Source organism: Amycolatopsis sp. CA-211722 (assembly GCF_056828465.1).
This window is the reverse complement of sequence record NZ_CP184752.1, coordinates 795,191-805,941: the sequence shown is the minus strand read 5'-3', so window position 1 is coordinate 805,941 and position 10,751 is coordinate 795,191. Positions and strand designations below refer to the sequence as shown.

General features: G+C 69.5%; 13 protein-coding genes. 4 read left to right on the top strand and 9 right to left on the bottom strand.

The genetic code is table 11. From position 1 onward, the window contains the following. Positions 1–64: 64 nt before the first annotated feature. Entirely contained in the window at positions 65–970 is a 906-nt protein-coding gene (locus ACOCEP_RS03965; protein WP_482335815.1) for an SDR family NAD(P)-dependent oxidoreductase, read from the top strand. Positions 971–1,072: 102 nt separating this feature from the next. Here the strand turns inward: ACOCEP_RS03965 and ACOCEP_RS03960 are convergent, their stop codons facing one another. Both ACOCEP_RS03960 and ACOCEP_RS03955 read right to left on the bottom strand, forming a co-directional pair. Next, on the bottom strand, positions 1,073–1,639 hold the full coding sequence (locus ACOCEP_RS03960; RefSeq protein ID WP_482335814.1) for a hypothetical protein: 567 nt from the start codon (positions 1,637–1,639) through the stop codon (positions 1,073–1,075). Between the two features lie 48 nt (positions 1,640–1,687). After that, positions 1,688–2,305, bottom strand: coding sequence for a TetR/AcrR family transcriptional regulator (locus ACOCEP_RS03955; protein WP_482335812.1), 618 nt, complete (start codon positions 2,303–2,305; stop codon positions 1,688–1,690). A gap of 84 nt (positions 2,306–2,389) precedes the next feature. On the opposite strand from ACOCEP_RS03955, the gene ACOCEP_RS03950 reads away from it, so the two are divergent. Together ACOCEP_RS03950 and ACOCEP_RS03945 are read left to right on the top strand one after the other, a co-directional pair. Next, positions 2,390–3,094 carry an SDR family NAD(P)-dependent oxidoreductase gene (locus ACOCEP_RS03950; RefSeq protein ID WP_482335811.1) on the top strand — a complete coding sequence of 235 codons (705 nt, stop codon included), beginning with the start codon at positions 2,390–2,392 and terminating at the stop codon, positions 3,092–3,094. Between the two features lie 99 nt (positions 3,095–3,193). Continuing rightward, positions 3,194–3,769, top strand: a complete 576-nt coding sequence (locus ACOCEP_RS03945) for a dihydrofolate reductase family protein (RefSeq protein ID WP_482335810.1) — start codon at positions 3,194–3,196, stop codon at positions 3,767–3,769. A 1-nt stretch (position 3,770) separates the two neighbouring features. On the opposite strand, the gene ACOCEP_RS03940 is transcribed toward ACOCEP_RS03945, so the two are convergent. From ACOCEP_RS03940 to ACOCEP_RS03930, 3 genes are read right to left on the bottom strand one after another with little or no spacing between them, the layout of a single operon-like run. Continuing rightward, on the bottom strand, positions 3,771–4,442 hold the full coding sequence (locus ACOCEP_RS03940; protein WP_482335809.1) for a response regulator: 672 nt from the start codon (positions 4,440–4,442) through the stop codon (positions 3,771–3,773). Then, on the bottom strand, positions 4,442–5,560 hold the full coding sequence (locus ACOCEP_RS03935; protein WP_482335808.1) for a sensor histidine kinase: 1,119 nt from the start codon (positions 5,558–5,560) through the stop codon (positions 4,442–4,444). Before ACOCEP_RS03935 ends, ACOCEP_RS03940 begins: the two co-directional genes overlap by 1 nt. Positions 5,561–5,576: 16 nt before the next feature. Continuing rightward, positions 5,577–6,398: a hypothetical protein gene (locus tag ACOCEP_RS03930; RefSeq protein WP_482335806.1), complete on the bottom strand. Its 822-nt coding sequence runs from the start codon at positions 6,396–6,398 to the stop codon at positions 5,577–5,579. A gap of 154 nt (positions 6,399–6,552) precedes the next feature. Here ACOCEP_RS03930 and ACOCEP_RS03925 point away from each other — a divergent pair, with 154 nt between their 5' ends. After that, positions 6,553–8,025: a multicopper oxidase domain-containing protein gene (locus ACOCEP_RS03925; protein ID WP_482335805.1), complete on the top strand. Its 1,473-nt coding sequence runs from the start codon at positions 6,553–6,555 to the stop codon at positions 8,023–8,025. Between the two features lies 1 nt (position 8,026). On the opposite strand, the gene ACOCEP_RS03920 is transcribed toward ACOCEP_RS03925, so the two are convergent. The 4 genes from ACOCEP_RS03920 to ACOCEP_RS03905 are packed head-to-tail and all read right to left on the bottom strand — an operon-like array spanning position 8,027 to position 10,588. Further along, positions 8,027–8,404, bottom strand: a complete 378-nt coding sequence (locus tag ACOCEP_RS03920; RefSeq protein ID WP_225949325.1) for a RidA family protein — start codon at positions 8,402–8,404, stop codon at positions 8,027–8,029. 59 nt (positions 8,405–8,463) lie between these two features. Further along, complete coding sequence (locus ACOCEP_RS03915; RefSeq protein ID WP_482335804.1) at positions 8,464–9,705, bottom strand: hypothetical protein; 1,242 nt, start codon at positions 9,703–9,705, stop codon at positions 8,464–8,466. Next, the gene (locus ACOCEP_RS03910) at positions 9,702–10,037 is read right to left on the bottom strand and encodes a type VII secretion target (RefSeq protein ID WP_240601345.1); all 336 of its coding nucleotides are present in this window, start codon (positions 10,035–10,037) and stop codon (positions 9,702–9,704) included. Before ACOCEP_RS03910 ends, ACOCEP_RS03915 begins: the two co-directional genes overlap by 4 nt. Next, a complete protein-coding gene (locus tag ACOCEP_RS03905; RefSeq protein WP_482335802.1) occupies positions 10,031–10,588 on the bottom strand; it encodes a YbaB/EbfC family nucleoid-associated protein in 558 nt (185 codons plus the stop codon). The genes ACOCEP_RS03910 and ACOCEP_RS03905 overlap by 7 nt, the downstream gene beginning before the upstream one ends. Between the last annotated feature and the right edge of the window lie 163 nt (positions 10,589–10,751).

Genomic DNA, 10,751 nt, shown 5'->3' with positions numbered 1-10,751 from the left:
GCCTCTCAGACGGATAGTCCTACTTTCTGTTTTGGAAAGTATGACTATCCATCTGGAGGGAACTGTGGGCGAAGCAGTGGGCAGGCGCGCGGTGCTCGGGGGTGCGGCGGCGGCCGGTGTCGCGATGCTGGCGGCGAACACGGCCACGGCGGGGGAAGACCGGCGGCGGTTCGCGGGCAAGGTCGTGATCGTCACCGGGGCGACGTCGGGGATCGGGCGCGAGACGGCCATCGCCTTCGCCGCGGCCGGGGCCAAGGTCGGTTTCTGTGGCAGGCGGGAAGAACTCGGCCGCGGGGTCGAACGGGAGATCCGCCGCGCGGGCGGGGAGGCGACCTATTTCCGGGCGGACGTCCGGGTCCCCGAACAGGTGCAGGCCTTCGTGGACGGCGTCGCACGCCGGTACGGCAGGCTCGACATCGCGTTCAACAACGCCGGGATCCATCTCGGCAAGCCGCTGCACGAGATCTCCGTCGACGAATGGGAGGACGTGCAGCGCACCAACGCGCGGGGCGTGTTCCTCTCGATCAAGTACGAGGTGCCGCATCTGCTGGAGGCGGGCGGCGGGGTGATCGTCTGCACCGCTTCGGCGCAGGCCGACCAGACCAGGCCGGGGCACGCCGCCTACACGTCGAGCAAACGCGCCGTGCAGGGTCTCGTGCGCGCGGCGGCGTTGGACTACGGGGCGAAGGGCATCCGGGTGCTGTCGATCGATCCGGGCACGACCGACACCCGGCTGGTGCGGCCTCCGGGTATTCCGGACGATTCGTGGGCACAGTTCAAGAAGGCTTGGGGGCCGTTGAACGTCCATGGTCTGCCGCGGATGGGGGAGGCCGGTGAGATCGCTTCGGCGGTCGTTGCTTTGGCGTCGTCGGATTTCGGCTACCTGACCGGGACTTCGGTTCTCGTCGACGGTGGGTTGAACGCCGGGCGGCCGATGGTGATGCCGCCCGGTTTCACTCCGCCCGCCTGAATGGCGCGGTGAGGCAAGGTGGCGTGTTGCGAAAGCCACTTTCGCAACGTTGAAGGTTGCGAAAGTGGCTTTCGCAACCTCCGCCTGACGGGCCCGGAAAGCCTAAGCGGGCACGCACTTCTTGGCTTCGGCCGCGGCGGCCATCAGCTCCTGCGTGTCGATTTTGAGCGCGGGCATGAGGTCGGGGGTTTCCGTGAGCGGTTTCTGCGTGGCGTCCATCGCCTTGATGGCCGCGTCCATGGCGGCTCCGTTCCCGGAGTTCTCCAACCGCTGCTTTCCCGCGGTCGCCGCGTCCCTCGCGGCGGCGTATTGGTCCACAAGGGACTTCATCACCGCGTCGCCGCCGGGAATCGGCGACGGGGGCAGCGCGGTCAGGTCGTCGACGACCTTGCCCGCGAACCCCGCGCGGACCCCGAGTTCTTCCTTCAGCGCGACGCGGGTCACCTCCGTGCCCGAGCGCTGCTTGCTCACGTAGTCGTTGGAAGCCTTCATGTAGCCGTACACCGCGCCGCACACTCCGTCGAGCCAAGCGACGGTCTTGGCGTCCGGCGCGGCAGGCGCCGAGGACGGCGGGGTGACGGTGACCGTCGCGGGGGCCGGCGGTGGCTCCCCGGAACAGGCCGTCGTCACGAACAAGGTCAGGGCGGCGAGCAAGAGTTTCGTCTTCATGGGTTCCCCTCCGGAGTGAACACGCGCCGGAGGGGCGGAGGGTTGCCCTCAGCCGCAGCCGCCCATGATGCGGGCCAGTTCGGCGGGCCGCAGCGGGGGCTCCGGTAACGGGTTCGCGGCGGGCGCCCGCATTCCGTCGAACAGCAGCGCGAGATGGCGGCGCCACACCTCCGGCCGGACGGCCGCGGTCGCCTCGACGGTACGAGCGATCCCCCAGGTCACGAAGGCCATGTCCTCGAGCGTGAAATCGGCGCGCAGGGCGCCGCTCTCCTTGGCGCGGTCGACGATCCGCGTCATGAGTTCGTAGCCGCGTTCGAGATCTTCGGCCTGCGGCGGACGCGTCGAGGCGAGTTCGTTGTAGCCGCGGTCGGCTGCCTGCAATTCGCAGACCCGTTCGACGAAGGAGGTCAATCCGACCCAGGCGTCGTCGAGGGAGAGCGCGTGTTCGGCCAGCTTCGCGACGGTCTCGGTCCGGTCGGCGAACACGGCGTTCACCAGGTCCGCGCGCTGGGGGAAGTGGTTGTACAGCGTGCCGATGCTGACGCCCGCGGTCTTGGCGATCTCTTCGAGCGCGACGTCGAGACCGCGCTCGGCGTAGAGCCCCCTGGCGGCCTCGACCAGCAAGTCGCGGTTGCGCTGGGCGTCCTTCCGCAGGGGTTTGGTCATGACCGCATCGTAGTCAAGTTGAAGACATCCTCAAGTTACCGGTATAAATTGAGGAAGACCTCAACTTAATTCTCTGGAGGACACATGACCAAGACACTCGCGATCTTCGGCGCCGGACCGGTGCTGGGGCTTTCACTCGCACGCCGGTTCGCCCCCGAGGGTTTCCGGACCGCCCTCGTCGCGCGCACCACCGAGAATCTCGACGCGCTCGTCGCCGAACTCGCCCGTGACGGCATCGAGGCGAACGGCTTCGTCGCCGACGTCTACGAGCCTGCCCAGATCGCGTCCGCCGTCACCGCCATCGGCCGGATCGACGCGGTCGCGTTCAACCCCGGCGGCGGGACCATGGGCGAGGGCATCGTGCCGGTGCTCGACGTGGATCCGGAGAACCTCCGGCTCGTCCTCGACCGGTTCCTGGTGTCCGCGGTGGCACTCGTGCGGGCCGTGCTGCCTGCCATGACCGAGCGGGGCGATGGCGCGATCCTGTTCACCGCCGGGCAATCCGGCCTGTACCCGGCGCCCTTTCTCGGCAACGTCGGGATGGCGCAGGCAGCGCTGCGGAACTACTTCCACAACCTGAACGCCGTGCTCGCGGAGAAGGGGGTCTATGCCGGAGCCGTCAACGTCGGCGCACTCATCGAGGGCAGCGTGCCGCACCAGGCGCTCACGGCGAGCCCGATGGACTTCGAGCCCGAGGTGATCCACCCGGACGTCTTCGCCGACGCCTTCTGGAAGCTCTACGCGACGCGCGAAGCTCCCGAAGCACTGGTCGGGTCTTTCGGGAGGTGACCGTCATCCTCACGGGGTACGGCCGGATGTACCGCTGTGGACGGATGTATGCGCCCGCCCCCGTGCCCACAATCGGGGAAACGGACAAGGGAGGCCCCGGTGGGGAAGACGATCGTCGACATCAGCCCGTCGCTGGACGGATACGTGGCGGGCGAAGGCGTCGGTGTGGACGCGCCGTTCGGGACCGCGGGACAGCGGCTCACCGCGTGGAGCATGGAGGATCCGGACGACGTCGACAAGGCGGCGGCCAGGGTGATGTTCGAGAACACCGGCGCGTTCGTCATCGGCAGGACACTGTTCGACGTCGGCATCGGGCTGTGGGGCGAGGACGGGACCTGGGGGATGCCGGTGTACGTCGTCACGCATCGTCCCGGACCCGATCTGGTGAAGGGACCGACCCGGTTCTCGTTCGTCACCGGGGTCGAGGAGGCGCTCCGGCGGGCACACGAAACGGCGGCCGGGCGTGACGTCGTGATCGCGGGCGGGGCTTCGGTCGTCCAGCAGGCGCTCGCCGGCGGCGACGTCGACGAATTGCGGCTGCATATCGTGCCCGAGATGGTCGGCGGCGGCACCCGCTTGTTCGAGGGCGTGAATCCCGCGTCCCTCGTTCAGGTGAGCGCGGCCGCGGGCGGGGGCGCGGTTCACGTGACCTATCGCGTCGAGGGGCGCGACTAGTTCACCGGCCGGGCTCGGGTGGGCTGACCAGGCCGTGTTGATAGGCCATGGCGACCAGCTGAGCCCGGTCGCGCGCGCCGAGTTTGCTCAGCGCGCGGCTGACGTGGGTCTTGGTCGTCGCCATGCTGATGAACAACCGGGCGGTGATCTCCGCGTTGCTCAGCCCCTCGGCGACGAGCGCGACGACTTCCCGTTCCCGCACGGTGAGTTCGGCGAACACCGTGTCGTCCACCGTCGCCCGCGCGGGGGTGACGAGCCGCGCGATCAGCCTGCGGGTCAGCCCGGGGGCCAGCAGCTCCTCACCACCCGCCACCACCCGGATGCCGTGCAGGAGCTGGGCGGGCGCGGTGTTCTTGAGCAGGAAGCCGCTCGCGCCCGCGGTGATACCCGCGACCGCGTACTCCTCGGTGTCGAAAGTGGTGAGGATGAGGACGCGCACCGCCGACAGTTCCGGATTCGCGGTGATGCGCCGGATGCCCTCGATCCCGTCGGTGCCGGGCATCTGCACGTCCATCAGGACCACGTCCGGGCGGAGCCGCTCGGCGAGGGCGGCCGCGGCGGCACCGTCTCCGGCCTCACCGACGACCTCCATGTCGTCCTCGGATTCCACCAGCACCCGGAAACCCGCCCGGACCAGGGACTGGTCGTCGGCGATCAGCACCCGGACCGGCATCAGCGGTCCACCGCCGGTGCGGGGAGCGTGGCCGTGACCTCGAACGTGTCACCGGTCCGCGTCGCGTGCAGGGTGCCGCCCAAATCCGTGGCCCGCGAGCGCAGCCCGGTGATCCCGTTGCCACCGGTGGGAGACGAGGCGCTTTCCCCCGCTCCGTCGTTGCGAACCCCGATCTCCAGCACGTCGTCACCATAGAGCAGCGAGACCCGGATCGACGTCGGCCGCGCGTGCCGCCGCGCGTTCGTCAGCGCTTCCTGGACGGTCCGGAACGCGGCCAGGTCCACCCGCGGCGGCAAGGAGCGGCGTTCGCCCCGCACCACCAGTTCCACCGGGAAACCGGTCGCCCTCGTCACGTCCAGCAGGGTTTCCAGCCGGGCGAGGCCGCCACGGTCGGCCGCGGCCCCGTCGACGCGCAGCATGCCGAGCAACGCTTGGACCTCGGCCAGCCCCTCGTCGCTGATCGTCTTGATGGTGCGCAGCGCGGCCGCGCCCTGGTCCGGGTTCCGCTCCAGCACATGGGTCGCGACGCCGGCCTGCACGCTGATCGTCACCATGGTGTGGCCGACCACGTCGTGCAGTTCGCGGGCGATCTCCAGCCGTTGTTCGGCTTCCCGCAACCGCAGCCGCAGTGCCTCTTCCCGTGCGCCCTTGGCGTACGCGCGGTGGTAGTGGACCGCGGAACCGAGCGCCACCGCGGCCAGTTCCAGCGAAAGCGCGTTCACCGCCCGGTCGTCGAACCACGCCACGGCAAGGGTTCCGTGCACCACGACCGTCGACACCGCGGCGGTGACCGCCCAGGCCGCCGCGCCGAGCCGCCAGCCGCGTTCGGCCGCGACGGTGTAGCAGGCGATCAGCGCCGCCACCGTGATCAGCCTGCCGGGGCAATCGAGGGCGAACCACGCCGCGACGACCGCGTTGACGGCCACCAGTACCCCGAACGGGAAGATCCGGCGCGCGGTGATCAGCGCGGCCAGCAGGACGAGCAGGACGGCACCGGCCGGGCCGAGCGTCCCTTCCGGTCCGCTCGGCCCGATCCGCGTCACCGCCGAGACGGCCACGAGCGCCGCGACGCCCATCCCGGTCGCGGTCTCGGCCGCGGTGGGTCGTCTCACGCTCATCAGGACCCCTGTGATGTCAGGCAACGCGCACCAGGGCACGTGCGCCGCGCAGCGCCAGCGGTTCCCCGGTGCGCAGGTCGCGCACCCAGGTGACCAGCGCGTACTCGCCGGGAGGAAGCGCCGTGGTGAGTATCGCCGAACGCCACGGCGACAGCGGAACGACCCCCGTCGGGCGGCCGGTGAACGGGCTCGGCCCGGTGCGGGCGAAGAAGGCGTCGAGGTCGGCGAGCGCGGTCCCCGGCCGCACCGGCAGCAGCATGGCTTCGGTGAACTGGCCGGACGCGTTGAGCACGAACACCGGCGCGCCGGAGGTGAGGGAACGCGGCGCGAGGAATCCGTTGTCGGTCGCGATGATCGCCGCCGTCGCCTTGGTCGCTTTCGGCGACGTCCCCGCGCTGATCCGCAGCGGCCGGATCCGCGAGAGGAAGTCCGGCTCGGCGACGTCACGGAAATCCACCAGGTGGTAGTCACCGGGGGACACGGCGATCTCGGCCGCCGCCGGGACGCCGCCCACGGCGACACCGCCGAACATCTCCGCGTCGGCGGTGACGGCCCTGCCACCCGCCATCACGTCGGCGGGGTCGTCGGACATCGCCTGTTTCAGGTGCCGCGTATAGGTTTCGAGCGCGACTCCCGGGCGCAGCCGCACCAGGCCCACCCACGCGCCCGCCGGATCTTCCGACCGCACCGACAGGGTGAGGACGTCCGCACGGACGGTCGATGGTGCGGTGAAACCCGCTTGGGTGACGGTGAGATCGAGTCCGCCCGGCTCGGCCAGCGCGGGTGAACCGGTCAGGAAAGCGGTGACGGCGATCGCCGTCGTGACGAGTTTTCTCATGGTGGCGACTCTGGCCGAATCCGCCCCGCCGCGCGTCCGCCCGTGACAGGCGATCGGCCTACCGCGCCGGGATGACCTACCGCGCCGGTCGGATCTCCCGGAATACCGTTCCCGGCCGACGCGCGGGGCGCCCGCTCGCCGAGATCATCGCGGCATGGACCGACGTTCCTTCTTGAAGCTCGGCGCGCTCGTGGCCGCCGGTACCGTCGTCGCGGGCTGTTCGCCGGGGACCGCTCATCGGCCGGGAGCGTTCGCCAACCGCCTGCGGGTGCCGCCGCTGCTGTCGCCGGAACTGGACGCCTCCGGTATCCGCCGGTTCGAGCTCACCCTCCGTACGGGAAGCACCGAACTGATCCCGGGCAGGCGGGCGAGCACGTGGGGGATCAACGGCGACCACCTCGGCCCGACGCTGCGCATGCGCCGCGGCGACCGGGTGGCGATGGCCGTCACCAACCGGATCGGCGAGCCGACCACCCTGCACTGGCACGGGATGCGCCTGCCGGCGCGGATGGACGGCGGTCCACATCAGACGATCGCTCCGGAGGCGACCTGGCGTCCGGAGTGGACGGTCGACCAGCCCGCCGCCACCGGCTGGTACCACCCGCATCCGCACGAACAGACCGCCCGCCACGTCTACCGGGGCCTGGCGGGGATGATCCAGATCGTGGACCCCGAGGCGGCCGCTCCCGGCCTGCCGTCGGACTACGGCGTGGACGACATCCCCCTGATCCTCCAGGACAAGCACCTCGACTCCGACGGACGGCTCGTGGAGAACTTCGATGGCACCTTCGGGTTGATCGGCGAAACGATCCTGGTCAACGGCACGTTCGATCCGTTCGTCGAGGTACCCGCCGGCCGGATCCGGTTCCGGGTGCTGAACGCGTCGAACGCCCGGATCTACTTCCTCGAATTCGCCGACGGCCGCGAGTTCCACGTGATCGGCACCGACGGTGGCCTCCTGCCCGGCCCGGCGGCCGTCCGGCGGGCGGTCCTCAGCCCCGGCGAACGGCTGGAGATCGTCGCCTCCTTCGCTCCCGGGGAGCAGGTGGTCCTCCGGAGCGTCGGCGAGCGCACCGAGGCGGCGACGGACATCGAGGAGGGCGACTTCGATCTGCTCAAGATCATCGCGGCGGGACCGCGACGGGACGAGTCACCGTTGCCCGCGCGGCTCTCCTCGGCCGCCTTGCCCGAGGCACCACCGGGCGCCCGCGTCCGGCGCATGACCTTGACCGGTTCGGAGATCAACGACAAGGACATGGACATGACGCGGATCGACGAGGTCGTCGCGGCCGGCGCGCGTGAAATCTGGGAGATCCACAACACGACCTACACGCACAACTTCCACATCCACGAAGTCGCGTTCCGGGTACTGGAAATCAACGGCGCGCCGCCGCCCGCCTATCTGAGCGGCCCCAAGGACACCGTCTACGTGCCGAAGCAGGCCACCGTGAAACTCGCCGTCGAATTCGGGCGCCACGCGGATCCGGCGGCGCCCTACATGTACCACTGCCACATCCTGCGCCACGAGGACAAAGGGATGATGGGCCAGTTCGTCATCGTCGCACCCGGCACCGAAGACAGCGTGTCACGGCTGCTTCCGATGCCGGGCCACGACCACGGCGGCTGAGTTACTTCTCGATGGCGTAGGCCTCGATCTCGACCTTCATCTTCGGGTCGAGCAACGCCGACACCTCGACCATGGTGGCCGCGGGCAGCACGTCGCCGAAGGCTTCCCGGTGCGCCCGCGCCACCAGGTCGGCGTCCTTGATGTCGGTGACGTAGGTGACCGTGCGGACCACCGCGACCAGGCTCGAGCCGGCGTCCCTCAGCGCGGCTTCGATGATCGAAAGCACGGCCACGGCCTGCTCGTACGCGTCACCCGAGCGGGCGGGTTCACGCGCAGTGGTCCCGGAAACGTGGATGTGCTCGCCGACGCGCACCGCCCGGCTGTAGCCGAACACGGTCTCGTAGTCGCCGCCGGAGGAGATGTTCACCCGTTCAGTCATGACCGAACGAAAGCACAGGCGGCCCCCGGCCGGAACACCGGTACGGGGGCCGCCTGCCGTCACTTCTCTTCCTTGTCCTCCGGCGGCTTCTCGTTCGCGGCGGGCGGGATGGCCTTCGTCAGCTCGACAATGGTCTTCCCGGCCATGCCCGACGCGCCGTAGGTCGGGTCGCTGAGGATCTTGGTGGTCTTCTCGATCGCGTCCGCCACCTTCGGGAACCTCTTGTGGAGGTCGCCGATCGGGAAGCTGTTCCAGTAGTCGAACCGCTTCAGGATGTCGGCCGCCCCGTCCACCCCTTCCAGTTCCTTCGCGAGCTTCTCGCGCACGATCCGGAGGGGCATGTCGCTGAGCTTTTCCCGAGGGGGCTTGGGCGTGGCCTCCGGCGTGGTGTCGCCCGGCTTCGGGGGCGGGCCCTCGATCGGCTTCTTGCCACCGGGCATCGGGGTGCCGCCGGCGGGCTTCGGCTTGGGCAGCTTGATCTTGCCGCCGCCGAGCGTCAGCTTGACGACGTCGTCGGCCGCGCCGCGCGTCTTCGCCAGGATCTTGATCATCTCGGCGAGCTTCTTGGCGACGTCGGCGATCTGCTTGGCGATCTTGGCGATCGCCACCCCGACCGTGGTCATGATGGAGGTGATCGCCGCGATGATCGAACCGCCGAAGGTGACCGGCGCCAGTGCCACCGCCACGATCGCCGCCTTGAGGATACCCGCCAGCGTCATGGCGATGATGTCGCGGACGATGCCCCGGACCGCGCCGATCACGGCACCGGCGATCCCCATCTGCTTGCCCGCGAATTCGATGTACCCGGCGAGCGCGTCGATCTGGGCGGCGACGCCCTCCATGTCGGCGCGGAAGGTGTCGGCGGCCTCGCCTTCCCACTTCTCCATGAACTTCTTGGTGGCGGCGTCGTGGTCCTTCGCCCACTCCCGGACTTCCGCGCCCTCTTTGTAGATCGCGGTCTTGGCCGCCTCGATGCCCTTCGGGTCACCGAGCAGGAAGTCCAGCGGCCAGCGGAAGATGACGATGTGCTCGATCAGCCAGCCGATCCCGGCGGTCAGCAGCGAGCCGATCGGGTCGACGACCATGCCGAGGATCTCGATCGCCATCCCCGCCGAGGCCAGCCCGATGCTGAGGCTGTCCCCGTCGTCGACGGCCTTCTTCAGCGAGAACGCGGAATCGAAGAACCCCGCGCCCGCGGTGTCGCCGCTGCCCGCGAGGAAGCTGCGGTTCTCGTCCTTGAAGTCGTCGGCCTTGGTGCCGCTGCCGTTCCCGAAATCGTTCCGGTGGTACTCGTCGCTCACTTGACCTTCACCTCGTCGATCCCCTTGCCGGCGTCGGTGATCAGCTTCTCGGTCTCCTGCTCGTTGGCGTTGTACTGCTTCGCCGCCTCGCGCACCCTGTCCGAGAACTCCTGCACGTTCTCCGAGTACTTGTTCAGCTGGTCCCGCGCCTTCCCGCAGTGCATGCTCGCGCCGGCGCCGTAGATCTGGCCGCCGAAGATGCCGAAGATGCCGGGGTCCGCCACGCAACTGCCCACCATGTCGGCGCTCTTCCGCAGCGCGTCCTCGAGCTGGTCGAGGTGACCGGCGAACTCGGTCATGGCTTCCGTCTTGACACCGAATCCGGTCACCAGGGGCTCATCTCATCGTCGTCGGGGGAGGCCGGTCGCCGGGTTCGCGGCGCCGGGGGGTTCGGCGGCCGCACAGGACGGCCGGGCTGCGGCGGGCCCGCCTGCGGGGGCGGCGGCCGGTACCCAGCCTGAGGAGGCGGCGGCTCGTTGTGCGCCTCGGGCGCCCACTTGTCCTGTTCGGGCTCGTCCGGCGCCTCGTCCTCGACCTTGGGCAGGTAAGTGCGGACCAGCCGGGCGGCCTCGTCTTCACCGTTGATCTCGGTGTAGGACTCCGTGACCTTCTCGACGGTCTTGCGCTGGGCCTCGCGCACCGTCTGCATGACCAAGGAGGAGAGCCGGGCGGGCCCCAGCGAGGTGGCCCGGTTGCCGAACTCGATCGCGCTCAGCGATCCGTTGGCTTCGACCGTCACCGTCACCGAGCCGTCGGGAGAGCTCACCGTGGAGGCCGACGCGGTGAACGCGGCCGTGAGGGCTTGGGCTTTTTCCTCGAGTTTCTTGGCCTCTCGCTCCAAAAGGAGTGCGAAGTCCTCACCTGCGTCGAAATTGGGTTGCATGCGTCGCCTTGGCCTGGTTGGGATGGGATCACGATCGAGAGGTCGACGAGGCGGAACACCCCCGGCCTTCAGCACGGAGGGTAGACCGGCCGTCCTGGTTCCGCAGTGGACCGGTAGGGCACAAGCTGATTCGCCCGTATCGTTACCAGCGGGCGTTCACCCG